A 26213-nucleotide genomic window follows, 5' to 3' on the forward strand; every position below is an offset into this window, starting at 1 on the left:
TAAATATACATAATATGAGCACAAAAATAGCTTACGTACCAAACAAAGTTAAAGATATTTCTCTTGCAGCTTGGGGAAGAAAAGAAATTTTATTGGCAGAGGCAGAAATGCCAGGTTTAATGTCTTTAAGAGAAGAATACAAAAACGAGCAACCTTTAAAAGGAGCTAGAATTGCAGGTTGTCTTCACATGACAATTCAAACAGCAGTTTTAATAGAAACGTTACAAGCTTTAGGTGCAGAAGTAACTTGGAGTTCTTGTAATATTTTTTCTACACAAGACCAAGCAGCAGCAGCAATTGCAGAAGCAGGTACAGCCGTTTATGCTTGGAAAGGATTAACTGAAGAAGAATTTGACTGGTGTATAGAGCAAACTTTATTCTTTGGTGAAGATAGAAAACCATTAAACATGATTTTAGATGATGGTGGGGATTTAACGAACATGGTTTTAGATAAATATCCAGAATTAGCTGCAGGAATTAACGGTTTATCAGAAGAAACTACAACTGGAGTTCATAGACTTTACGAAAGAGTAAAAGCCGGAACTTTACCAATGCCAGCAATTAATGTAAACGATTCTGTTACAAAATCTAAATTTGATAATAAATATGGTTGTAAAGAATCTGCAGTAGATGCAATTCGTAGAGCAACAGATATTATGTTAGCAGGTAAACGTGTTACTGTTTGTGGTTATGGAGATGTAGGTAAAGGTACAGCAGCATCATTTAAAGGAGCTGGTTCTATTGTAACGGTTACAGAAATCGATCCTATTTGTGCTTTACAAGCTGCAATGGACGGTTTTGAAGTTAAAAAATTAGAAACTGTTGTTGGTAATTCAGACATTATTATTACAACTACAGGAAACAAAGATATTATTCAAGGTCGTCATTTTGAGGCTATGAAAGACAAAGTTATTGTATGTAACATTGGGCACTTTGATAATGAAATTGACATGGCTTGGTTAAACAAAAACCATGGTAATACAAAAGATACTATCAAACCTCAGGTTGATAAATATAATATCAACGGAAATGATATTATTTTATTAGCAGAAGGACGTTTAGTAAACTTAGGTTGTGCAACAGGTCACCCAAGTTTTGTAATGTCTAACTCATTTACAAACCAAACTTTAGCGCAAATCGAATTATGGAAAAACGCTGATGCTTACGGAAATGATGTATACATGTTACCAAAACATTTAGATGAAAAAGTAGCAAAATTACACCTTGCAAAAATAGGAGTAGAGCTTACAGAATTACGCGAAGAGCAAGCATCTTATATTGGTGTAACAGTAGATGGTCCTTATAAACCAGAACACTATAGATACTAAAACTATTTGTCACTGCGAGGAAGTAATGACGCGGCAATCTTGTTTTTTAGATTGCAAAATATACAAAACCCTTTCATTAATTTGAGAGGGTTTTTCTTTGCTTCTAATTTCCGTTTTTTTTACACCTTGTCATTCCGAAATGAGCCTTTTTAGGCGATTGAGGAATCTCATAATAATTATGCTTTTTTTGGGCGTTTTAACAGGCTTTCACTACTCGCTTTTTTTATGAAAAATAAAAAAGAGCTCAAACAGACCGCTCAATCCTTAACGCGAAATTTTAGGATTAAAAAAAGAATACTATTTTAAAGAACAGTTCTTAGTAACACTATTGTCATTTTCTCTTTCTGTCATTCCGAAATGAGCCTTTTTAGGAGATTGAGGAATCTCATATGATTTATGAAGTGTATTAACTTTATCTTTATTCATACCTTTACAACTTAAAATAATCACCTTGAAAAGAAAACAAGTACTATCCATAATAGCCATTATCATTTTAGTAGCTGTTTTAGGTTCTGAAGAACTATTAGATGCTCAAAAAGAAAAAAGTATCATAGAAAATGGTAAAACACCAAAAGCAACTACCAACCAGTATTTTTTGCCAACAAGTACTACAAACCAAGTGGTACATCATCAAAATTATTCATTATCCTATAGCGAAAAACACGAACAAGCAGAATGGGTTGCGTATGAGTTAAAAGCATCCGATTTAAGTAGCACCAATTACAAAAGACCTTATTTTGAAATTGACAACGCAGTAAAAACCAAAGCTGCACATTGGCGTAATTATAAAAAGTCTGGTTATGATAAAGGGCATTTATGTCCTGCAGCAGACAGACGTTTTTCTAAAGTTGCGCACGACGAAACTTTTTTAACAAGTAATATCAGTCCGCAAGAACACAAATTTAACGCAGGTGTTTGGAATCGCTTAGAACAGAAAGTACGTTATTGGGCAAAGAAAAACGATGGTGTATTTGTAATTACTGGAGGCGTTTTAGAAAATAATTTAAAAACAATTGGTAGTGAAGCTGTTGCTGTACCAAATCAGTTTTATAAAGTAATCTTAGATAAAACAAACGGAAAAATTAAAATGTTGGCATTTTTGATGCCTCATAAAGAATCGAATTTGCCTTTGTACAAATTTGTGGTTTCGGTAGATAAAGTAGAAGCTTTAACAGGTATCGACTTTTTTAAAGAATTAGATGATACTATCGAAGAACAATTAGAGAGCTCTAGTAGTTATAAAAATTGGAGTTTTTAATTTCTCTAAATAATTTAAGAAAACCCTTTCATTAATATGAAAGGGTTTTTATTTTTTTAATAGTTGTTGCTTTATTTATCAGCAGAAAGCTGGATTTTATTTTTTTTAATACTAGAAGTATTATCACTTTTTTTAGAAACTACATTTCTTTTTATTTTAATGAATACTGGGTACAAAATTCCGATAAAGAAGAGTGTTGTGCCTAATATTAAAATGTTATCTATATTGGTAAAAGTATTACCAGTTGTTAATATTCCTAAAATTAATAAAACTGAAATAGGCAAAGAAAGTGCTAAAATTGATAAGGCAAAATTAATATCAAAAGTTTTTTCTAGGGTATTTTCTTTTTTCTCTTTTAGGTTTATGGCAGAAATATGTGCAAAAGGCCAAAAACTAGCAGAGCTTAAAGCAAAAGCAATCATTACTAAAATATCTTTTTTGATTGTTATATCTGCAAATAAAATAATTCCAGCAATTAAAAGCAATGTAAAAGCAGCTCTTAAAAGGAGTAAAGAAAACAATTGAAGAAATTGTTCTTTTTTAATTTTTACAGCTAAACCAATAAAAAGTAAGACTAAAGGCGTCATTATATAGCTCAACCTTGTTAAGGTGATTGATAAATAACCAGGAATTTTGTCTAGTGTAATTCCAAATGAAACCAATACCAATGCTGCAATTATAAATAAGTTTACAGGCTCGTAAAGTAATGCTTTAAAAAGTCCTTTTAATTTTGTTTTTAGCGAATTTGCTTCAAAATCTGCATTTTTATAATGCCATTTTAAGGCTACTAAATAGAGTAAAAAAAGCACAAAAAACTTGTTACCTAAATCTGCCATTGCAGCTTTTGCCAAAGAACCATCACCTAAAAATTCTAATATAAAAGCAAAACAAGATAAACCCGGAGCTAAAGAAGGTATTAGTAGTTTGGCACTTCTACCTTTATCTGAATTTATATCAATACCAATAATTTTTAATAATATAGGTGTAACCGCAAAAAGTATTACATTAAAACCTAAAGCTAAAATTGGAAATAGAATTAAATTTCCATCAACTTTTACTTTTAATAAAGCAATAAATATAGTTGCAGGTAATGCAAGTGTTAGAATTAAACTTTTTAATCCGTTAGTTTGTTCTCCGGTAGATATTTTCTTTTTTAAGAGAACTCCTATTAAAATAAATAGGATAAATGAAATTGATTTTTCTAAAGCGCCATCCATAAATTATGCAAAAATTTCTGTCATAGCATTCGTAAATAATTTCATTTCATCCATGGTACCAATACTTACTCTACACCAATTTTTATCCCAAAATTTAAAAGATTTTACAGCCACATTTTTAGCGTAAATTTTCTTTAAAAACTCTTTTCCTTCCATAGGGATTTCAAAAATTATAAAATTTGTTTCAGACGGTAAACAAGAAAAATTCTTTTCTTTTAAATAACCCATTGTATATGTTCTAGCATCTGCAATTTTGGTTTTACAAGAATCTAAAAACTCGATATTTTCTAAACTAGTAATTGCTGCGGCTATTGATGGACCTGTAATTCCCATTCCGCCACGTGTAATTTCGCTTATAATATCTAAAGTTTCTTTTTTACCAATAGCGTACCCAACTCTTAAGCCAGCCATTCCATGAATTTTAGAAAACGTTCTTGCTACTATTACATTTTTACCTTCTGCAACTAAAGAGTTCATAGAGTCTTTAATTCCGTTTTTAGATAGCTCAATATAAGCTTCATCAACAAAAACAGGTACCTTTTCTGACACTCTGCTACAAAATTCTTTTAACTTTTTAGCGTCTGTAATTGAACCTGTTGGGTTGTTAGGGTTACATATGTATACTAATTTTGTGTTTTCATCAATTCCTGCTTCCATAGCATCTAAATCGTGTTGAGAATCTTCTAATAATTTATAAGATTTCCAATTACCACCTACAGATTTTGCAACTACAATTAAAGACATATAACTAGGGTCTGCACTAATTACATTACCACCTTCTTGAAAGAAAACCATGGCTACTTTTTCTAACAAATCTGAAGAACCAGGGCCCATTAAAATTTGGTTAGTGTTAATGCCTTCGTTTTTGGCTATTTTAGTTTTTAGATCGTTTAAAGATTCCCAAGCATATCTATTTCCTTTAAAAACTTCATCTTGAAAAGCTTTTGCTGCTTTTGGTGGTGGTCCGTAAGGGTTTTCATTAGATCTTAAAATGGTTAATGTACTTTCCTCTTCTATTATAGGAGGTGTAAATTCATTAAAATAGTTGTTAGAATTGTATAAGAAAGTTCTGCCTTCTTTTTGAGCGGTTAGTACGTTGCTACTCCATATATCATGAGGTACTAAAGCCATTGCACCTAGGGTTAATGCTCCTTTTTTTAACCACTCACGTCTATTAAAATTTGTTGTTTTCATCTATTAGAATTTTATAAGAATTTACATCAACTAAATTATAAAACTATTTATTTTTTACAGTATGAAAAATTTAATAATACGTATGTTTGTTTATTTATTTTACAATAATAAGGTGTTAAAATGTGTTATTGATATTGAAAATTTAGTAAAATTAACTTTTTACTGATAATAATGTATTTTGGTTATTTGTTTTTATATTTATTGACTTAATAATTATAAAATGTCTTTTTTATGGTATTTTTGATGATTATTAAATACTTTTTAAGTAGTAAATTTTTCTTCTTTATGAAAAGCTCAACAGCCATTTTTTACATGATTTTTAGTGTCATAGCATTTTCGTTAATGAATGCAGTTGTAAAATATTTAGGTGCTTTTGATGCGTATCAAATTGTGTTTTTTAGATCTATTGGTACGCTGTTATTCACTATTCCATTAATTATAAAAGCGAAGATTCCTATTTTAGGAAATAACAAAAAACTATTGTTTCTAAGGGGCCTTTTTGGAGTTATTTCTCTAACCTGTTTTTTTATGTCTTTAAATTATCTTTCTTTAGGAACCGCGGTTTCTTTAAGATATACATCACCTATTTTTGGGGCTATTTTTGCATTATTTTTCTTAAAAGAGAAGATTAAATCAGTTCAATGGGTCTTATTTTTAATCGCTTTTATTGGAGTTTTAGTTATTAAGGGTTTTGGGGCAGATGTTAATTCTTTGGGAGTAATTTTTGCGATTTTATCTGCAATTTTTTTAGGGTTGATATTTATTGTAATTAGAAAACTAGGAGATTCAGAAAATCCTCTAGTGATTATAAATTATTTTATGATTTTAGCATTTTCATTTGGCGGAATTATGTCTATAAAATATTGGAAAACGCCTAATTTAACAGAGTGGTTACTTTTATTAAGTTTAGGATTTTTTGGGTATGTTGGTCAGTTATACATGACAAAATCATTACAATCTGGAGAAACAAACGTAGTTGTACCTTTAAAATATTTAGAAGTTATTTTTATGATTGTAATTGGTGCTTTTTGGTTTGATGAAATTTATAATTTATGGACTTTATTAGGTGTCTGTTTAATTATGTTTGGTCTACTTTATAATATTTATTTGAAAAGAAAGCGTAGCTAAATTTAGTGAAAATTCATTGCTTTTTCAGAAACAAAGCTCATCATTTAGTAAAAAAAACAAACAGATTATTAACTGTAATTCTCTGCGAATTTGCGTTTAGAAAAATTAATTTTATCCCAGCCAACCATCTCTATCTAAACTTCTATATTGTATGGCTTCTGCAATATGATCTGGAGAAATGTCTTTAGAATTTGCTAAATCTGCAATAGTTCTAGATACTTTTAATATTCGATCATAGGCTCTTGCGGAAAGGTTTAATTTTTCCATTGCAGTTTTTAAAAGTGATAAACTTTCTGGTGATAATTTACAGAATTCGCGAATCTGTTTTACACTCATTTGTGCATTATAATGTACGTTTTCGAAATCTTTAAAACGTTCAGATTGTATTTCTCTAGAAGCAGTAACTCGTTCTCTAATTGCTACACTAGATTCTCCTTTGCGTTCTTCAGATAGTTTTGCAAAGGGAACAGGAGTTACTTCTATATGAATATCGATCCTGTCTAATAATGGTCCTGAAATTTTACTTAAATAACGTTGCATTTCTTGTGGAGAAGAGGTCATTGGGCTGTTTGGATCATTAAAAAAACCACTCGGACTCGGGTTCATACTTGCCACTAACATAAAACTACTTGGGTAAGTAACTGTAAATTTTGCTCTAGAAATAGTAACTTCTCTATCTTCTAAAGGTTGACGCATAACTTCTAAAACATCTCTTTTAAACTCTGGTAATTCATCTAAAAATAAAACACCATTATGAGATAACGAAATTTCTCCAGGTCTTGGGTATTGTCCGCCGCCAACCAAAGCTACATTCGAAATTGTGTGATGTGGGCTTCTAAAAGGACGTTGGTATAATAAGCCTTCCTTTTTAATTTTACCAACTACAGAATGAATCTTTGTAGTCTCTAATGCTTCATGTAAGGTCATTGGTGGTAAAATAGATGGTAATCTTTTTGCTAACATTGTTTTTCCTGATCCTGGAGGACCAATTAAAATAATATTATGTCCGCCAGCAGCGGCAATTTCCATACATCGTTTTATAGATTCTTGTCCTTTTACATCAGAAAAATCGAACTCTGGGAAATCTATGTTTTTATAAAACTCAGCTCTTGTATCAACAATGGTTGGTTCAATTTTTTTATCATCATTAAAATGATTGATGACTTCTAATATATTTTCGACACCTAAAACTTCTAAATCATCTACAATGGCAGCTTCTTTAGCATTTTCTTTCGGAAGAATTAAATACTTATAACCTTCTTCTCTTGCTTTTATGGCAATTGGTAAGGCGCCTCTTATGGGTTGTAAGCTTCCGTCTAGAGAAAGTTCGCCCATAATAATGTATTCATGAATAGCTTCAGATTTTATTTGAGCTGATGCGGCTAAAATTCCAACAGCCAAAGTTAAATCATAAGAAGCACCTTCTTTTCTAATATCGGCGGGAGCCATATTAATAATGATTTTCTTTCCAGGAAGTTTGTAGTTATTATTGTTAAGTGCAGCAGAAATTCGATAAGAACTTTCTCGAACGGCATTGTCTGGTAAGCCTACCAAATGGTAGCCAATTCCTTTATCAATATTTACTTCTACGGTAATTGTGGTTGCCTCAATACCAAAAACAGCAGAGCCATAGACTTTTACAAGCATTCTTTTTCTTTTTTCTAAAGATAAAGAAAATTAATTAAGGTTTGGTTTTGGGTATTTTTTTATATATTGATTTTTTTAACATTAGTTATGTATGAGAGTAATTATTATTATTAGTATAATGGTCATATTTTTTGGATGCAAAACTAAAACCAAACTTAAAAATATAGAAACGGAATTAACTTTGGTAATTAATCAAGATATTGCGTTTAATAGACAATTTGATACAAGGAGAATTTTTTCATTGAATGAAAAGTTTCCAGAATATTATAATAAACAATTAGAACTATCTAAATTTAAAAAAGACGATTCTATTATAATTTCTACACTTTATACTGATTATCGAAAATTTTATTTTGAAATGTATCAGAAAGGATACTTGAATAGAGATGAGTTTATTAAAAAAAATATTGATAGTACTATAGAAATTAAAAAACCAGAACAAAAACTATTATTAACAGCAATAAAATTTACTAAAACCAAACAAGTTATTATTGTTGATGATAATAATAATAGTGATTTTTCGGATGATAATCCTATATACTTTGATAATAACTTCAGAATAGACGCAGATGATTCTTTAGCGATAAGAAATATACCTTTAATAAATTTCAATTATTGGAATTTTAAAGATTCTCAAATAAATAATTTTAAACGAAAAGCTATCGTTTATCCATCTTTAAATGATTATCAGTTCTCATATTCAAATAATGATATTTTAAAGAAGTCAAGATTAATTATTAAACTAAAAGATTATTGGTCAGGATCTTTAGAGGTTGATAAACAAAAATATAACATAGCAATACAAGGGTATTATAATTCTTGGCTAACAGTTTTAATAAAACCAGATTCTTTAAAGTTTAATAAAAATGATTTTACTGTTAATGGTAATTTTGAATATCGAATTAAAGACTCAATTAAGCTAGCAAATAAAATTTATGTTATTGATAGTATTACTAATAATGTTTCTAAATTAATACTTAGAGTAACTAATAAAAAAGAAATTTATGGATTTAGAACAGGACAAACAATAAACAATTTAAAAATTGTAGATCTAAATGGAGATGAAACTAAATTGTATATCTTCTCTAAAAATAAAAAATATACTTTATTAGATTTTTGGGGTACTTGGTGTAAACCATGTAAAGATGCAATTCCAGAACTTAAATCTTTCTATTCTAAAAATGCCAAAAATGTGAATTTATTAAGTATTTCTTATGATAAAGAGGTTACAAAGGTGAAAGATTTTGTTCATGAAAATGACATGAAATGGAATCATTTCTTTGTAAAAAGATCAAGAATGGGTGCTGGAATTATAAGGGATTTGAATATCAAATACTATCCAACATTAATATTAATAGATTCTAATAATAAAATTGTTTATAGAGGTAGTGGTACAAGTGCTCTAAAAGAAATAAATGATATTATTTTAAATAATTAAAAAAAATATTAAAGAAAATTAATTAAGCTTCTGTGATGTAAAGTTGATAGGATCCCATCTTGTAGGATCGTGTTTTTGTAAAAAGCCTTTTAATAAGTTTTCATCTCTATAACTTTTATAATCGTCATAGATAAATTTAGTGGCTTTTGTAGTAAGGTTTTCAGTAGAAATTAAAAATTGGTTATCATCAACTTCTTCAAAAGAAACCGTTGAAAATTTATATTGTTTTTTAAAATTTAAGTCCTTGTTTATGGAAGAATAAGAAGGAGTATCATCAGCTTTGAGCTGAAAAGAAGTAGTGTAAATACTAACAGGAATAAAATTATTGTTGGTAGTTTGTTGTTGTGAAAAACAAAAACTACCAACAAATAAAGTTAAAAGTAAGAAAGCGTATTTTTTCATGGTACGTAATTTTACTTTATAAATATACTATAATTATTTGATAAATAAGTTTTTAAGCAGAGTTTCTACTTGCATTAATATTACCAAATAAAGAACGCATTACCATTTTTTCATACACTTCAATTTCTTCTGCGCTTCCGCCAGTTTTTTGAAGTTCTTGAATTTTCTTTAAAGCAAATTGTTGTATTGTTAATAAAGGCAATACAATTTGTTCTCTAATTTCTATAGATGCTTTTCCTACAGGGAAATTTTCCATTAATTCAGATTCTCCGGTAAGTTTTAAAAGCAGTCTTTTAGTAGTTTCGTACTCAGTGAATATTAGAGTCCAAAATTCACCAAATTCTTCATCATCTGACATATAAGAAGTTAAACCAAAGAAAGATTTGGTTAAACTCATCATACTATTTTCTAACAAAGTTCTAAAGAAATCTGAAGCGTGATAAAACTCTTTTACTTCTTCAAATCTACCAGCATCTTCGTATTTTTTAAGTGCAGTACCTACACCAAAGAAACCTGGTACGTTTTGTTTTAACTGACTCCAGCTACCAACAAAAGGAATTGCTCTTAATGCAGAAAAGTCTAACTTGTCAGAGCCACCACGTTTACTTGGTCTACTTCCAATATTTGTTTTTGCATAGTATTTTAACGTACTCATTTTTTCTAAATACGATAAAAATTTAGGATGATTTTTAAAATCTACATACTTTTGGTAACTTGTAGCAGCCATGTCGTTTATCAATTCTCTATGGCTATCATTTAATTGATCTTTGGTAAAAACATCATTTTTAATACCAGAACTTAATAATTGTTCTAAGTTGTATTGAGATGAGTTTTGTGTACCAAAATTAGAACTAATTGTTTGTCCTTGTATGGTTAATTGTATTTCTTTATCCTCAATTGTTGGGCCTAAAGAAGCATAAAATTGGTGTGTTTTTCCTCCTCCACGAGCTGGTGGTCCACCACGTCCGTCAAAGAAAATTACTTCAATATCAAATTCTCTAGAGATTCTTGTTAAAGCTTCTTTTGCCTTAAAAATACCCCAGTTAGCCATTAAATAGCCACCATCTTTTGTTCCATCAGAAAAACCTAACATAATCGTTTGTTTGTTTTTCCTTTTGGCAACATGGTGTCTATATACTTTATTAGAGTATAAAGTTCTCATTACATCTTCTGCATTTTCTAAATCTTCTACTGTTTCAAAAAGAGGAATTACATCTACTGGTAATTCATTTTCAAAACCACATAAGTTTAACATTGCAAAAGTTTGCATTACGTGTAAAGCACTTTGGTTGTTACTAATAATGTAACGGTTTGCTCCACGTTCTCCATTTCTTTGCTGAATTTCTTTTAAAGCATAAATAGACTCTATGGTTTTAACAGAAGTTTCATCCGTTAAAATACTTGGGTCAATACTTCCTTTTACAACAGATAAAATTTCAACTTGTTCTTCATCAGAAAGATTTAAATAGTTTTTAGGAAAAGTAGTATCTCCTGTTTTAAGTAAATCTTCTACAATTTGTGTAAATGCTTGGTGATGCACTCTACTGTCTTGTCTAATATCTAAAGTTGCAAAGTGAAAACCGAAAATTCTAACTTTATTGATAACATCATTCAATTCTTCTACAAATAAAGATTGATGATCATTTACAATAATTTCTCTGGCAGCATATAGCTCATCTAATAAGATTTTTTGAGAAAAGTTAACTTTTGTATAGCTTCTTACAACATGCTTGTAAAGTCTTTTTTCTAACCTTGCAAAGATTTCTTGCACACCATCAAAAGTATAACGTCTTTTTAAACGTCTAATGTCTCTATAATAATTTCTTAAAATTGTTTGACGCAATCTTTCTGCAACATCTAAAGTAATTTTAGTAGTAACAAATGGGTTTCCATCTCTATCTCCACCTGGCCAAAAACCAAGTTCAATAATTTCATTTTCTATCGGTTCACCATCATAAATATGATGTTGAATGTAGTTGTATATTTTAGGAACAGAATGATAAAATACGTGTTCTAAATACCAAATTAAACTTACAGCTTCATCAAAAGGAGAGGGCTTTTCTTTTTTATAGAAAGGTGTTTTCCCTAATTGAGCTAATAGTTTTCTAATGAGTAGTAAATCATCATTTTGTATTGCCTTGTCTAAATCTGTAATGATACCTAAAACAGACCCAGGGTAAAATTGCGTTGGGTGTGCCGTTAATACAATACGTACTTTAAAATCTTCTAAATGCTTTTTTAGTTCGTCTTTTTTATTGCTTAAAAGCGCTAGTTCCTTAGAGTTTCTTAACGTTCCAAAACCATCCATATTATTTACAATAGGATATGCAGCATCTTCTACAGCATCAAATAAAACTACTTGACGTTCTATAAATTGAATAAAACGAAAAAGTAAATCAGATTTTTCTTTTTCTGAAGGTTCGTCTTGGTATTTATTAAAAAAGTGTTCTACAATTTCTGTAGGGTTTTTTTCTAATTTAAAACCTTTGTTACAAACTTTATGTAAAAGAGGTAATAAAACCCCAGTATCGTCTATGGTGTCAAAAGGTAGCGTTGAGAAAATACTGTTATAAATTTGATATTTAGACAGTACGTTTTCATTAAATCTATCTAGCTTAGGTAAATTGTTCATTTTCTTATGATTTTACGGGATTAAAATTACGAAAAAGGGAAATGATTAAGTGTGCTTTTTAATGAATAATCATGTTTTTATTTGCGAAAACGATATAAATTTGATTCCTTTTTAGTGAATTGTTTATTTTCTATTACTTATGAAGTTTTTTATTTTTATTTGAGCAAAAATATTTTGATATATCTGTACGACGAATAGCTTCTTTTTTTAATAAATTGTATCGTATAGTTTTTAATCTTTATAATTCTAAAGATTGTAGCGTTTCAACTAATTTTTGGTCAGACGGTCTTGGTGCATTTGCGTTTACAATATTTCCGTTTGGGTCAATTAATATAAAACGTGGAATCCCTTTTATTAGGTATTCTTCTACAAATTTAGATTCCCAATTATTATCTGCAAATAACTGTATTCCTTTTAGATCTTTATCAACAATCATTTTTTTCCATTTTTCATGGTCTTTCATTTTGTCGATAGAAATACTAATGAATTCAATGTTTTTACCATGATACTCTTTTTCTAGTTTCTTTAAAGAAGGTATTTCTGCAATACAAGGTCCGCACCAAGTTGCCCAAATATCTAAATATAAATATTTTCCTTTTAAGTCGTCTAGAGAAGTGGTTCCGCCTGCATTGTTTTCATAATCTATAAATTTTGGAGACGGACTTCCTTTAGCCAAAGCCTTTAGTTTGTTGTAAGCCGTTGTTATTTCTTTGTTGTTTTCTTGGTTAGTAGAATTGTTAGTAAAGAGCGTATAAAATTCTTCTAAATTGTCTGTATAAGTAATTCCGTATTTAGCGGCATCATACAATAATTTATTTTTTATTTTATCATTTTTTATTTTCGCAGTCAATTTTAAATAGGCAATATCATCTGCTATAGAATCTTTTTTTGCTAATGCTGTAGCATTGGTTGCTAATGCATTATCAACAAGACCTCTATATCCTGGAGAAAAAAGATAGTCGTTTTCATTTTCTAAATCGATATTTTTTAATTCATCTAAAAAGTTTTCTGATGCTTTAAAACTTTTGTCTTTAGTGTAATATCCGTGATAAGGAGCGTAATTCTGTAAAGTAGATAAATAACTGTAATTAATGTTTTTAAGTTCCTTATTTTTAAATTCTTCAGAAATATCATTTGTTTTTATTAATAAATCTTCTTCTGCTTTTTTTATATTTAATAAATGTGCTTTAAAGCTTGCTTCATCTTTTAGATACATTTCTTTTTGATCTCCAGTTGTAGCTGCTATAACCTTATTTTTTTCTGATAAGTATTTATTAATAGTGCTATTACTACCTGATAATTGTAGCGTAGAGTCTTTTTTTTCTGAATCGTATTCAATTTTTAAAACGCTTCCTTTAGTAATATATAAATTTGTGAAATCTTTATCTTGACGCAGTGCGTAAAAATCGGTAGATATCTTTAAAGTGTCTCTAAAAGTACCATCTTCTGCAATCGTTATATCAGCAACTTTACCCATTGTATATTGATCGTAAATGATTACTTTTTTAGAATCTGTATTTTCAATTTTACCAGAAATAATGGCATAGTCTACAGTTTCTTCAGGTTTTGGTTTACAAGATAATATGGTTGTAAAGGCAATTAAAACTAGTAACTTCTTCATAATTCTATTGGTTTAAATTTATATTGAAATTTTTAAGAGTGTATTGTTTTTTTTGTTTGTATCAAAACGATTGTCTTTTCTACATCCTATAACCCAGATAATGGCATTGTCATAATTACAAAGCAGCCATGTATTTTGTTTTTGTAAAAGCGAGAATTTTTCGTCTTTAAAATATTTGCTTAACTTCTTTTTTCCTTTCATTCCAGAAGGGTAAAAGAAATCTCCATCTTGCCACTTTCTAAGCTTTAAAGGGAATTGTAAGTTTTGTTTATCAACATAAATGGTTTGTTTGTTTTCTGTCGATTTTTCTTGTACTTCTTCAAGTTTTAAATGGATAGGTTCTGTAATTATACTTGTGTTTTCGTCTATCTCCGTTGTCGTTTCGAGCGCAGTAGAGAAATCTTTTTTAGAAAGTAATAAAAAACCTCTATCTTTTAATAATGTATGTGTTTTAGAGATAATTTGCTTTCCAGACTGTGCAGAAATTAGATCGGCAGCATCATTCCACTCCGTAAAATTATAGTCTTTTAGAAGCTGATATAAATAAGCCTTCGGGTTCGATAATTTTTCGATTTTAGAAATATCAATTTTTAAAATATTGTTTTCTGTTGCGATCGTTTCTGCTGATATTTCATCAATTTTATCTTCAATTATTTGCTGACTTTCTTTTAAATGTGCCGTTGTTTTTTCAAAAGTTTCTAACAAACTAGGGTTTATTTCCTTTAAAACAGGAAGAATTTGATGTCTAATTTTATTTCTGATGTATTTTGTAGATGCATTGCTTTTATCTTCTCGCCAAGAAATATTATTTTCTTTTACAAAAGTTAAGATCTCTTCTCTAGAAAATTTTAAAAGTGGACGCACAATATTTCCATTAATTTCTGGAATACCCGTTAATCCATCTAAACCAGCACCACGCGTTAAATTAATTAGAAAAGTTTCTAAGTTATCATCTGCATGATGAGCTGTTAAAATGTAGTCAAATTGGTGTTTTTCTATCAGTTCATTAAACCAATTATATCGTAAGTTTCTTGCAGCAATTTGTGTAGATTGTTTGTTTTCTTTGGCAAATTCTGTTGTATTGAAATGAATTGTAAAAACTTTGGTGTTTAGATTCTTTCCTAAATTTTTTACAAACTCCTCGTCTATATCACATTCAATTGGTCTTAAATTAAAGTTGCAGTGTGCAAGAGAAATATTAAATTTTAATGTTGATAAAAGATGTGCTAAAACTACAGAATCTACTCCGCCAGAAATGGCGATTAATAACTTTTTATCCTTTAAAAAAGAAAGGTTCTGGTTGATGTGGTTCTCTAGTTTTTTTAGCATTATACCTCAAAAATAACAATTTTAAATGTGATAGTGTTATTTAATTTGAAGAGTATTGTATATCGTCTTTTGTATTTAATTTTCCATCTCCTCCTAAAGAAGTCAATTGGTAATTTTGTCCATCTTTAGATGGAATATATACAAAAGTAGATTTCCAATAATCCATTGTTAAATTGCTTCTTAACGGGTTATTTCTAATAATGTCTTTTAATGCTGAAGGGTATTTTCTAAATTGTTTCTTTTCTGCTTCTAAAAGTTTAGAAATTTCCAGCATTCTTTTTGTTGTCTTTCTCTGATTCTCATTTTTGAAAATGAAGAATGAAAATAGGAAGATAACAGGAGTAATAATGATAAAGAAAATAAACAATGGTTTTGTCATTGGGTGCCAAACAATACTTTTTGGTAGGTTGTTTTCTTTTTCATACTTCCTCCTTCTTTTTGTATCAAACCAATGTTTGATGTCTAAATAGGTGTCTAAAATACATCCTATAAAATTAAACATTTTATTGTTTATTTAACCAAGCACGAATCTCTTTTCTGATAGAAACTTCTGGTTTTGGCAACGGAATAGTTCTACCAAATTGTTTACTTCTGTTAAATTTAGAGAAGGTAATTTTTAAATCTTTCCATTCCTTTGGGTATAACTTTAAAAACATGTTAAACATATTTTGTTCTGTTGGTTTTTCGTCTAAACTATCTAAAGTTTTTTGAAAAAGTTCGTCTTGATTTGGTATCATCATGTAAATTTAGATAAAATTATTGATTGTCTTTTATTGCTTTATAAAACACCTGCTGCAGCTTTGGTCTTATATTTAGATTGTATATATTTCTATGATTTCTATTGGGATATACTCTGTTTGATAAGAATATAAAAACCAAATTATTTGCTGGATCTGCCCAAACAAAAGTTCCTGTAAAACCACTATGCCCAAAACTCTCTGGACTCACTTCTGGTGCAGGGTAAGCTTCTTTTATAGATAATGTAGCATTGTCAATTAACGGTTTATCAAAACCTAAACCTCTTCTGTTTTCGTTTTCTGGATATTGAATTTTGGTAAACTCTCTTACCGTGTTTTCAGAAATATATATTTTACCATCATAAACTCCGTAATTGGCATACATTTGCATAATTTTAGCCAAATCTAGGGAAGTACCAAACAAACCTGCGTTACCTGAAATTCCGCCTAAAAGAGCTGCGTTTTCATCATGAACCCAGTTTTTTGTAAGTCCTTTTCTAAAAAGATCATCTACTTCTGTTGGTACAATTAAGTTGTTAAAGTTTTTAGATTTTGGTCTGTAGCTTAAAGTGGTTGCTTCTAATGGGGCATAAAAATTGGTTTGCAGATATTCCGTATAATCTTCTTTAGTAATTTCTGAAATTAAGTCCGGATAAATTAAAAAACTTAAACCAGAATATTTGTATTTTTTTACATCAGAAACTTTAGATCTGTTAATTTGTCTAAAGACCTTATTTTTAAATCGATTCTTAACATAAAGTCCTTCGTAAGCTTCATTTTTAAATCTTTTACTGGCTTTACTTTTGATAAAACGAGTTTTGATTTTACCATTTTTCTTTAAAACTTCATTTAAGAAAATAATGTACGGATTCAACCCTGCTTGATGCGCTAAAATTTCTCTAACAGTAAGCTCTTTTTTGTCTTTCCTTTTTTTCCAAGGTTTCCAGTAATTGCTAAAAGGACTGTCTAAATCTAGCTTTCCTTCAGAATGAAGTTTCATTAATGCAGGTAAAGGTCCTGTAATTTTTGTTACAGAAGCTAAATCGTAAATATCATCTAAACTTACTGCTTGAATGCTATCATACGTATGAAAACCGTAGGCTTTATTAAAAATGATTTTACTGTCTTTTACAACTAAAATTTGTGCACCAGGAAATGCTTCTTCTTGTATTCCAACATTCATTATGGAGTCTACTTTGGTGTAAATGTAGAGTGAATCCATACCCACTTCAGACGGATTTCCATAAGTGATTTTTTCATTTTGAGCAAAAGTAAAAAGTGAAAGAAACAAGAACCCAATTAGTAGTAAAGTAGCTGTTTTTTTTAATGTTGTCATATTTATTGATAATTATTTTATGATTACTGTTTACTTAGAATTCAATAAAGCAAACTTCATTGCTTTTGCTTTTAGCAAGCATTCTTCGTACTCCTTTTCTACTACAGATTGTGCTGTAATGGCACCACCAACAGAGTAAGAGATGTATTTTTCTGCTTCATTATATAAGATACTTCTTATAATTACATTAAAGTCGAAATTGTTTTCAGGGGTAAAATAACCAATCGTTCCAGAGTATAAACCACGTTTGGTTTCTTCTAAATCTTCAATAATTTTCATAGCAGAAACTTTTGGAGCTCCGGTCATACTTCCCATCGGAAAGGTACTTTGTAGTACGTCTATTGGGTGTGTATTTTCTTCCACTTCAGAAACTACTGTAGAAATTAATTGATGCACCTGTTTAAAAGAATATACTTTGCAGAGTTCTTCTACTTTTACAGAGCCTATTTTGGCTGTTTTAGACAGGTCGTTTCTTACCAAGTCTACAATCATTACATTTTCTGCACGTTCCTTTTCGTCTCGCGTTAAATCTAAAGCTAATTGTGCGTCATCAAATTCGCTAACCAATCTTTTTGCAGTTCCTTTTATAGGTTGAGAAATTATTTTTGTGCCTTCTTTTTTAATATATCTTTCTGGTGATGCGCACAAGGCGTATTGATTATCTAACTTTAAAAAAGAGGCAAAAGGAGGTTCGGAAATTTGGTTGAGGTGTTTATACACTTCAATCGGATTTATAGTGGCGTTTTCTGCATAAAATTCTTGACAAAAATTAGCTTCGTAAATATCACCTCTTTTTATATGCTCTAAAACTTCGGTTACTTTTGCATGGTATTCATCCTTGTGAATTCGTAGTTTTATTTTGATGTCACTTTTAGATTGCTGGATTGCTGGATTTTTAGATTTAAGAATCTCATCAAAATCACTGTCAATTTCATCGTCAACCATTCTTAAATACTGAAACTCTACAGAGTTTCCTTTGATAAAAACAAGCTTTTTAGGTTGAAAAAAATACAAGTCAGCAAAATCTAAACCATCAAAATTTTTGGAAGAAAGTTGCTCAACATCATTTTTAACATCATAGGTGATGTAACCAAAAATGTAATCTTTGGTAATGGTTTGGTATTCCTTTAATTTCTCAAAAGCGTTGTAATAATCTGTTTTTATAGACGTAAAATCGTCTGCAGCTAAAGCAGCATCGAAACTAGAGTATTTTTGATGGTAGTTATTAGAATCTAACCAAATAACAGTTTCAAATTGTTGTGCCCAAGACAATAAATTATCTTTAAATTCAATAGTGTTATCAACAGTATAAGTGCGAGTTGTTCTTTGCATATTCGCTTCAAAAATACAATTCTTATTTCTTTGAGATGTAAATTTTTAAATTGATTTGATGTTGGCATTAAAATGTTTTTCCAATTGTAAATTGGATAGGAATTGCAACACCTGAATTTTTAGTAAAAATATTTCCGTTAGAGTAATGCATAATTCTAAGTTCTGCGTTGTAAGCTCTTTTTTCTCCGAAGAAAACGCCTAAACCCATCGTATCTTGATACGTAATTTTTGGTCCTGTTTCTAAATTATCTATGTTACTTTTTGTTAAATAAGTGGGGCCAATTAACGAGTAATTGGTGTACATATCAAAACCATCTCTTCGCATTAAGTAAAAACGCATAGTAGGAAAAATGGAAAACGCAAACACATTTGTATTGGTGGCTTCTGTGTTAAAAGCGGTAACACTAACACCCCAATCTAGAGAAAAAAGTTTTTGTGTTCTAAAGGCAAGTCTTTGGTAGGTTATAGAAAATGAGTTTTCTGCTTTTACATCACCAACCCAAAAAACCGGAATTCCGAAACTTTCGAAATTACCAACTTTTAAGCTCATTCCGAAAAATTGGTTTGCACCAAAACCAATTTTACTGGTTCCGTAACTTACTTGTAAAATATTTTTTGGAAAGAAATACCTTTCATCATTTTCGTATGCTAGAGCCAACTCTTCAGGTATTTTTTGAATATGGTATTCAAACCCAACAGAGGCTTGTGAAATAGATGGTTGATTGTGTTTGTCTGATTTTGGAAAAAAGGTTCCGTTTAAGGCTAGTTTCCACCGGTCATTTAATTGGTAATTGAATCCAAAACCATAGAGTAAGCTTCCAAAATGAGCATCATCATAAATTACTTTATCTTCAATAGAAAAACCACTTCTTGTAACATTTGCAGCGCCAACTTCTCCAAAAAAGGATAGTTTTTTAGTTAGGTTGATGTTTTTTTTGAGTGATAAATACCAGGCATTAATCCACACACTTCTGTAATAACCAATATTATTTACATTATCATATTTAAACCAAGAAGCAGGTCTAATAACTCCAAATTGTAATGCTAGGTTTTCTTTTATTTTATACCCAAAACCTAATTTTCCTGAAAAATAGTTTTTACTGAAGGTTTCTGTTTTATAGCCTTCAATTAAATTGTCATTAGAAAAAGGATAAAAAATACCACCAAAATTTACACTGTAATAAAAGTTTGACAAAAATTTAGAAGGTTGTGTTTTTGGAGTTTTACTTTCTTGACTATTTAGATTAGAGATAATCATAAAAAAAGAAATTAACAGCATATTTTTTTTCATGTTATAAAAATAGACAACTTTTTAAAAAGAAAAGGATTGGGAAAGAAGCTATTTTTAAGAAGTATATTATTAGATTTATTTTTTGGTAGTATATTTACATTATGGAATTAATTATTTTAGGATTGGTTATTGGTTTAGGGGTTTCCTACCTAATATCGAAACGATTTTCAGTATCAAAGAAAAAGGATTTAGTAGAAAAGCAATCTGTTATTTTATTGGATAAAATAAAGAAAGTGTCTAAATTGATTACTGTAGAAGGAGATTTTTCTGAAATTTATCATCATGAAAATACCAAAGAAAACTTTTGGGGATTCAGTAGTAAAAAGAAAGCGATTGTTTTAATTCAGGCAAAAGCACACATTGGGTTCGATTTTAGAAAAATTAAATTAGCAGCTAATACAGAAAAAAAGGAAATTGTTTTGTCAAATTTTCCGCAGCCAGAAGTGGTTTCTATTGAGTGTGATATTAAGTTTTACGACATAAAAAATGGTTATTTAAATAAGTTTGGTACAGAAGATTTTACCAGTTTAAATAAAGACGCAAAAGAACACGTATTGAATAAAATACCAGAAAGTAATTTAATAAAATTGGCAAATAAAGAAGCTTTAGAAGCTATTTTATTAATGGAGAATATTGTAGAAACCATTGGGTGGAAACTAGATTATACAGCTTTAGAAGAAAATGAAGCGCAAAAAAAAATCTCGAAATAAATGTATTTCGAGATTTTTAAAATTATATATTTTTACTGATTAAGCATTTAAAGGCTTTCCGTCCCAAGCAGCTTTAGCAGCTTCTTTTACCGCTTCAGAATATGTTGGGTGACCATGACAAATTCTTGCTAAGTCTTCTGCCGATGCTCTGTATTCCATTGCAACTGCAGCTTCCATAATTAAATCTGCAACACGTGCACCAACCATGTGAACTCCTAAAATTTCATCTGTATTTTTATCTGCAATAACTTTTACAAAACCATCTATATCTCCACTTGCACGAGACCTACCTAAAGCTCTCATAGAGAATTTACCAACTTTGTAATCTACTTTTGCATCTTTTAATTCTTGTTCTGTTTTACCAACAGCAGCAACTTCTGGCCAAGTGTACACAATACCAGGAATTAAATTATAATCGATATGTGGTTTCTCGCCAGCTAAATATTCAGCTACAACAACACCTTCTTCTTCTGCCTTGTGAGCTAACATTGCTCCTTTAACTACATCACCAATTGCGTAAATATTAGAAACATTTGTTTGTAAATGATCGTTTGTAGTAACTTGACCACGCTCGTTAACTTCTACACCAATTTTTTCTAAACCTAAGCCTTCTGTATATGCTTTTCTACCAACAGCAACCAAACAATAATCTCCAGTAAAAGTAACTTCTTCACCTTTTTTGTTATTTGCTTTTACGGTAACTTCATCACCATTTCTTTCTACAGAAGTAACACCATGACTTACAGCAAACTTAATACCTTGTTTCTTTAAAACTTTTGTAAGTTCTTTAGAAACATCAGCATCCATAGTTGGCGTAATTTTTGGCGCATATTCTACAACAGTAACATCTGCTCCCAAACGTTTGTAAACCGTACCTAACTCTAAACCAATAACTCCTCCACCAATTACAATTAAATGTTTTGGTACTTCAGGTAATTTTAAAGCTTCGGTAGAAGTAATTACACGCTCTTTGTCTAAAGAAATAAATGGTAAAGTAGACGGTTTAGAACCTGTTGCAATAATAATATTAGTTCCTTCAATTATTTCTGAAGAACCATCATTTTTAGTAATCTTTACATGTGTTGCATCTTCAAAAGAACCTAAACCTTCAAAAACATCAACATTGTTTTTGTCCATTAAATATGTGATTCCTCCGGTAGTTGTTTCTACAACTTTGGCTTTTCTTTCTACCATTTTACCAAAATCAAACGTAGGGTTTTCAACAGAAATTCCATGTTCGTCAAAATGGTTAACAGCATCATAATAATGATGAGAAGAATCTAATAATGCTTTAGATGGAATACATCCAACATTTAAACAAGTTCCTCCTAAAGTTGAATATTTTTCAATAATTGCTACTTTTTTACCTAATTGAGATGCTCTAACTGCAGAAATGTATCCTCCAGGACCAGATCCAATTACAATAATATCGTATTTCATGATTGCGTTTTTTTGCGTAAAGTGTAACCTTTCGCTTTGTTTCTTATATTGATGAACAAAAATACATATATTTTCATAGAATAAAGTAAGAAATAAGTAGTTTTACCAATCTGAATTTCTTAAATTTTAGCTAAATAAGTTTTAAAAAGAAAAGGGTTTTAAATGAAAAATGATTTGAAAGAATTGACAATACAAAATGTTTTAATTATTGGTTACGTTTGGGTTGAGCCAAACTCTTCTGCTGCCGGAAGTAGAATGATGCAATTAATTGAGCAGTTTTTAAAACATAATTTTAAAATAACTTTTGCTTCTCCTGCGCAAAAAAGTGAAAAAGCTACAAGTTTAAATTCTTTAGGAATTGATGAAGTTTCTATTGAATTAAACAATGCTTCTTTTGATGATTTTATAAAAGAGTTACAACCAACAATTGTCATGTTCGATCGTTTTATGATGGAAGAACAATTTGGTTGGCGCGTTGCGGAAAATTGCCCGAATGCAATTCGGATTTTAGATACGGAAGATTTACATTTTCTACGAAAAACACGTCATCAACAATTAAAAAAAGGAGAAGAATTTACAACAGAAGCATTATTAAAATCTGATGATGCAAAAAGAGAAATAGCCTCTATTTTACGTTGCGACATGAGTTTGATTATCTCTACGTATGAAATGGATTTATTAAAATCTGTTTTTAAGGTTGATGAAAAAATCTTGTATTATCTACCTTTTTTATTAGATAGGATTGATGAAAATCAACAAGGAAAATGGAAGTCTTTTGATGAAAGAGCAAATTTTGTGTTTATTGGTAATTTCTTTCACAAACCAAATGTGGACGCTGTTTTAACTTTGAAAACAGAAATTTGGAGTGAAATTAGAGAGCAACTTCCAAAAGCAGAAGTTCATATTTATGGAGCGTATGCGAATCAACAAATAAATCAATTACATAATAAAAAAGAAGGTTTTATAGTAAAAGGCTTTGCAGAAGACGCTAAAGAAGTAGTGAGAAATGCGAGAGTTGTTTTAGCTCCGTTACGTTTTGGAGCAGGAATAAAAGGAAAACTGACCGAAGCCATGATTTGTGGAACGCCAAGCGTAACTACAGAAATTGGAGCAGAAGGAATGTGTGATAGATTTCCTTGGAATGGTTTTGTAGAAAATGATTTTTCTGATTTTGCATTGATTTCCGCAGAACTATATAGAAATAAAAATATGTGGAAAAGTCATCAATTAACAGGAGCTGAAATTATCAATGAAATATATGATAAAGAGAAGTTAGGTGTGCTTTTTATCAATCAAATAAAAGAAATTCAAGAAAATTTAGAACAACACAGAACTCAGAATTTTTTAGGGAATTTATTGCAACATCAAACGTTACAAGCTACAAAATACATGAGTAAATGGATTGAAGCTAAGAATAGTATTTAGTAATTTGTTTTAATTTCTATAATTTAATTTCCTTTACAATACTCTCGTTTCCAAATTTATCAACAGCGGTTATTGCAATAGCTTTTAAGTTGCTTCTTGAATTTTTATTATCAACCTTAACTAAAGGTATGTTTTGTGAATTGGTAAAATTACCATGAATACTATAATCCCATTTAGAGTTGTATTTGTAATACACTACCCAATTGGCAATTTTATCAATATGTTTATGTGCCCAAGTTACCGATAAATTGTCTTTATCTTTAGAGTAATTTACAGTTGGAGCTTCAGGTGCTGTTGTGCTTAACCAAGGATAACTAGGTGTTAATGCTTGCTTTTTATAAGGACCATTAAAAATTGCTTCCGTAAGTTCAGGTGAATCAACTAGAGGCGCAATGCTCCAATGCACGGTTCCTGGAGATTTTGAGGTCATTCCTCGGGTTATCATAATTTGATTGATGACTTCGTCTATGGCTTCTTCTCCTTTTTGTCTACCAATACTCATTCCTGGCCAAAGGTGTCTTTCTTTGGTGTTTTCTCCTATCCACCAATTTAATAAAACAGGAAAACTAACATCCATTCTATTAATTGGCCAATACAATTGCGGTGTAAAATAATCTATCCAACCTTCGTTTAGCCAAAGTTTTGCATCTGCATATAGCTCGCTATATTGGTCAAAACCAGCAGTTACTGATGCAGGATAATTAGGTCTCCAAAATCCAAATGGACTAATTCCGAATTTTACGTTAGGTTTTGTTTCTTTTATGTTTGTGTAAATACTTTTAACGAATTGGTTTACATTGTCTCGTCTCCAATCATCTCTTTTTAATTTTCCACCAGTGTTTAAGTATGTTTTCCAGCTTTTATCATCAGGAAAATCTTTATTGTTGTTGTAAGAAGGGTATGGGTAAAAATAATCATCAAAATGAATTCCGTCTACATTATATCTTTCAACAATATCCATAACAACTTTGTAACTATGGTTTTGCGTTTTTTTATTTCCCGGATCTAGCCAGTAAAAACCAGTTTCTAGTTTTACAGCTAATTCTGGTTGTTTGTTAACAATAGAAGCTGCTGTTACTTCGCCTCCGGTGGTGTGGTGCGCTCTATAAGGGTTTAACCAGGCATGTAATTCTAGTCCTCTTTTATGCGCTTCTTTAATCCAAAATTCTAAAGGATCATAATATGGAGAAGGTGCTTTACCTTGCGTTCCTGTTAAAAAATAAGACCAAGGTTCTAGGTCGCTTTTATACATGGCATCTGCCTGTGGTCTAACTTGTAATACAACGGCGTTAAAATTATTTTTATGGAGAAGGTCTAATAATTTAATAGCTTCCTCTTTTTGTTGTTTGCTAGAAAGATCTCGTTTACTTGGCCAGTTTATGTTAGCGACACTAGCAATCCAAGCAGCTCTGAATTCTCTTTCTGGAGCAGGAACTACCCTTTTTTTTAGGTCAATAATTTTTTTTACTTCAATGTTATTTTCAGTTTCAACATTTTTGTCAATTTCAATGCTTTTTTGAGTTTCATTGCCTTTTTTTACATCTTTATTATAAATTTTTTTACTACAACTAATAAATAGTAAAGTAAATAAAGCAATAATATATATTGATTTGGTGTTTTTATAAAAAAGCATTTTCATTGATGTTGTTGTGTTTATTCTAATAATCGCTCCTTTTTTTCTTAATGAATATTACATTAAAACTAAGCCAGAGTCAATATAGGGTTTTAATATAGGGTCATCTAGTTCTAAATCTGTAATGGCAATATCAATTTCTTTAAGTGGGCAAATATCATAATTTAGTCTGATATTTAGTTTGTTGGAAGTAGATAAGTACACATTGCGTTCAGAAGAATCAATCATTGCTTTTTTAACCAAGGCAACCTCGTATCCTTCACCTGTAATTCCTTGTTCTGCATTAAAAGCACTTACGCCTATAAAGCAAAGGTTTGCAGTAATGTTAGATAAATATTGAATTACATCTATACCAGTTGTTACCATCGAGTTTCTTTGTATTCTACCACCAATAAAAATAGTTTCAATAGTTGCGTGTTCTGCCAATTGCATAGCAATTGGTAAGCTATATGTATAAATGGTTGCTTTTAAATTTTTTGGAAATAATTTTGCTAACATCAAATTTGTAGTACCTCCACTCATTATAATAACCATTCCGTCTTCTACTAAAGTAATTGCTTTCTTAGCAATAATAACTTTTTCTTCTCTTTTGTAGATTACATCTTCATTGTAATGGTAGAGTTTTTGCATGGTAGAAATTGCTCCTCCATGTACTTTGGTTAGTAGACCTTTCTTGTCTAATTCCTTTATATCTCTTCTAATAGTGTCTTCTGAAACATTTAGTTTTTCAGCCAAAAAAGTAGAACTTACCTGTCTGTTAATACTTACTTCATCTACTACTTTCTGCTGTCTCTCTTTCTTTTTCATAAAAAAATGATTTTTTCAAAAGTAAGATTTTATTTAACCATTTTGCAAATGCTTTTTGTTTAAAAAGATTTTTTTTGCCGTTTTTTTGCGTTTTTGTAATTAAAAACGCAAAAATTAACTAATTTTCAATTAATGTTAAATGAAGCAAGTTTTGTTCATTTTCCTTAGTGATACATTCATTTATTGTTGTATTTGGTTGATTTTGTGCTTATTTAGTAATTTTTGATAATTCTTAAAATCGCAATGGATGCGTGTTTTTTTCTTGAAATATTTAATTTTTCGAATAATTTTATTAAATATTGCAAATT

The 26213-nt window shown here is 29.9% G+C and carries 22 protein-coding genes; 6 read left to right on the forward strand and 16 right to left on the reverse strand.

What is annotated here, in order from left to right; genetic code table 11:
• Positions 1 to 14: 14 nt before the first annotated feature.
• Entirely contained in the window at positions 15 to 1328 is a 1314-nt protein-coding gene (gene ahcY, locus H0I27_RS02050) for an adenosylhomocysteinase (protein WP_218732274.1), read from the forward strand.
• Positions 1329 to 1625: 297 nt separating this feature from the next.
• On the opposite strand, the gene H0I27_RS17705 is transcribed toward ahcY, so the two are convergent.
• The gene (locus H0I27_RS17705; RefSeq protein WP_302849952.1) at positions 1626 to 1754 is read right to left on the reverse strand and encodes a hypothetical protein; all 129 of its coding nucleotides are present in this window, start codon (positions 1752 to 1754) and stop codon (positions 1626 to 1628) included.
• Positions 1755 to 1779: 25 nt separating this feature from the next.
• On the opposite strand from H0I27_RS17705, the gene H0I27_RS02055 reads away from it, so the two are divergent.
• Complete coding sequence (locus H0I27_RS02055) at positions 1780 to 2586, forward strand: DNA/RNA non-specific endonuclease (protein ID WP_218732275.1); 807 nt, start codon at positions 1780 to 1782, stop codon at positions 2584 to 2586.
• Positions 2587 to 2657: 71 nt separating this feature from the next.
• On the opposite strand, the gene H0I27_RS02060 is transcribed toward H0I27_RS02055, so the two are convergent.
• Positions 2658 to 3803 carry a permease gene (locus tag H0I27_RS02060; RefSeq protein WP_218732276.1) on the reverse strand — a complete coding sequence of 382 codons (1146 nt, stop codon included), beginning with the start codon at positions 3801 to 3803 and terminating at the stop codon, positions 2658 to 2660.
• Between the two features lie 3 nt (positions 3804 to 3806).
• Positions 3807 to 4997, reverse strand: a complete 1191-nt coding sequence (locus tag H0I27_RS02065; RefSeq protein WP_218732277.1) for a histidinol-phosphate transaminase — start codon at positions 4995 to 4997, stop codon at positions 3807 to 3809.
• A gap of 285 nt (positions 4998 to 5282) precedes the next feature.
• Here H0I27_RS02065 and H0I27_RS02070 point away from each other — a divergent pair, with 285 nt between their 5' ends.
• The gene (locus tag H0I27_RS02070; RefSeq protein ID WP_254713128.1) at positions 5283 to 6125 is read left to right on the forward strand and encodes a DMT family transporter; all 843 of its coding nucleotides are present in this window, start codon (positions 5283 to 5285) and stop codon (positions 6123 to 6125) included.
• A 111-nt stretch (positions 6126 to 6236) separates the two neighbouring features.
• Here H0I27_RS02070 and H0I27_RS02075 read toward each other — a convergent pair whose 3' ends face one another.
• Positions 6237 to 7772, reverse strand: coding sequence for a YifB family Mg chelatase-like AAA ATPase (locus H0I27_RS02075; RefSeq protein WP_218732278.1), 1536 nt, complete (start codon positions 7770 to 7772; stop codon positions 6237 to 6239).
• Positions 7773 to 7863: 91 nt separating this feature from the next.
• Here H0I27_RS02075 and H0I27_RS02080 point away from each other — a divergent pair, with 91 nt between their 5' ends.
• Positions 7864 to 9210, forward strand: coding sequence for a TlpA disulfide reductase family protein (locus H0I27_RS02080; RefSeq protein ID WP_218732279.1), 1347 nt, complete (start codon positions 7864 to 7866; stop codon positions 9208 to 9210).
• An 18-nt stretch (positions 9211 to 9228) separates the two neighbouring features.
• Here the strand turns inward: H0I27_RS02080 and H0I27_RS02085 are convergent, their stop codons facing one another.
• The 9 genes from H0I27_RS02085 to H0I27_RS02125 form a co-directional block, all read right to left on the reverse strand.
• Complete coding sequence (locus H0I27_RS02085; protein ID WP_218732280.1) at positions 9229 to 9612, reverse strand: hypothetical protein; 384 nt, start codon at positions 9610 to 9612, stop codon at positions 9229 to 9231.
• Positions 9613 to 9664: 52 nt separating this feature from the next.
• Complete coding sequence (locus H0I27_RS02090; RefSeq protein WP_218732281.1) at positions 9665 to 12244, reverse strand: phosphoenolpyruvate carboxylase; 2580 nt, start codon at positions 12242 to 12244, stop codon at positions 9665 to 9667.
• A gap of 238 nt (positions 12245 to 12482) precedes the next feature.
• Positions 12483 to 13865 carry a TlpA disulfide reductase family protein gene (locus tag H0I27_RS02095; RefSeq protein ID WP_218732282.1) on the reverse strand — a complete coding sequence of 461 codons (1383 nt, stop codon included), beginning with the start codon at positions 13863 to 13865 and terminating at the stop codon, positions 12483 to 12485.
• Between the two features lie 18 nt (positions 13866 to 13883).
• Positions 13884 to 15194, reverse strand: coding sequence for a tRNA lysidine(34) synthetase TilS (gene tilS, locus H0I27_RS02100; RefSeq protein WP_218732283.1), 1311 nt, complete (start codon positions 15192 to 15194; stop codon positions 13884 to 13886).
• A 40-nt stretch (positions 15195 to 15234) separates the two neighbouring features.
• A complete protein-coding gene (locus tag H0I27_RS02105; protein ID WP_218732284.1) occupies positions 15235 to 15696 on the reverse strand; it encodes a hypothetical protein in 462 nt (153 codons plus the stop codon).
• Between the two features lies 1 nt (position 15697).
• On the reverse strand, positions 15698 to 15931 hold the full coding sequence (locus tag H0I27_RS02110; RefSeq protein ID WP_218732285.1) for a hypothetical protein: 234 nt from the start codon (positions 15929 to 15931) through the stop codon (positions 15698 to 15700).
• Positions 15932 to 15950: 19 nt separating this feature from the next.
• Positions 15951 to 17267 (reverse strand): serine hydrolase, encoded by a 1317-nt coding sequence (locus H0I27_RS02115; protein ID WP_218732286.1) that lies wholly within the window; start codon positions 17265 to 17267, stop codon positions 15951 to 15953.
• 30 nt (positions 17268 to 17297) lie between these two features.
• Positions 17298 to 18599 carry an anthranilate synthase component I family protein gene (locus tag H0I27_RS02120; protein ID WP_218732287.1) on the reverse strand — a complete coding sequence of 434 codons (1302 nt, stop codon included), beginning with the start codon at positions 18597 to 18599 and terminating at the stop codon, positions 17298 to 17300.
• 67 nt (positions 18600 to 18666) lie between these two features.
• Positions 18667 to 19890 carry an acyloxyacyl hydrolase gene (locus H0I27_RS02125; protein ID WP_218732288.1) on the reverse strand — a complete coding sequence of 408 codons (1224 nt, stop codon included), beginning with the start codon at positions 19888 to 19890 and terminating at the stop codon, positions 18667 to 18669.
• A 101-nt stretch (positions 19891 to 19991) separates the two neighbouring features.
• Between H0I27_RS02125 and H0I27_RS02130 the strand changes: the two genes are divergently transcribed.
• A complete protein-coding gene (locus H0I27_RS02130) occupies positions 19992 to 20600 on the forward strand; it encodes a DUF4230 domain-containing protein (RefSeq protein ID WP_218732289.1) in 609 nt (202 codons plus the stop codon).
• A gap of 39 nt (positions 20601 to 20639) precedes the next feature.
• Here the strand turns inward: H0I27_RS02130 and lpdA are convergent, their stop codons facing one another.
• On the reverse strand, positions 20640 to 22040 hold the full coding sequence (gene lpdA / locus H0I27_RS02135) for a dihydrolipoyl dehydrogenase (RefSeq protein WP_218732290.1): 1401 nt from the start codon (positions 22038 to 22040) through the stop codon (positions 20640 to 20642).
• A 162-nt stretch (positions 22041 to 22202) separates the two neighbouring features.
• Between lpdA and H0I27_RS02140 the strand changes: the two genes are divergently transcribed.
• Entirely contained in the window at positions 22203 to 23465 is a 1263-nt protein-coding gene (locus H0I27_RS02140; protein ID WP_254713129.1) for a glycosyltransferase, read from the forward strand.
• 16 nt (positions 23466 to 23481) lie between these two features.
• On the opposite strand, the gene H0I27_RS02145 is transcribed toward H0I27_RS02140, so the two are convergent.
• Positions 23482 to 25104, reverse strand: a complete 1623-nt coding sequence (locus H0I27_RS02145) for a glycoside hydrolase family 10 protein (RefSeq protein ID WP_218732291.1) — start codon at positions 25102 to 25104, stop codon at positions 23482 to 23484.
• A gap of 51 nt (positions 25105 to 25155) precedes the next feature.
• On the reverse strand, positions 25156 to 25905 hold the full coding sequence (locus H0I27_RS02150; protein WP_218732292.1) for a DeoR/GlpR family DNA-binding transcription regulator: 750 nt from the start codon (positions 25903 to 25905) through the stop codon (positions 25156 to 25158).
• Positions 25906 to 26213: the final 308 nt, after the last annotated feature.

The sequence above is a fragment of the Polaribacter sp. HaHaR_3_91 genome (assembly GCF_019278525.1).
Lineage (GTDB): Bacteria > Bacteroidota > Bacteroidia > Flavobacteriales > Flavobacteriaceae > Polaribacter.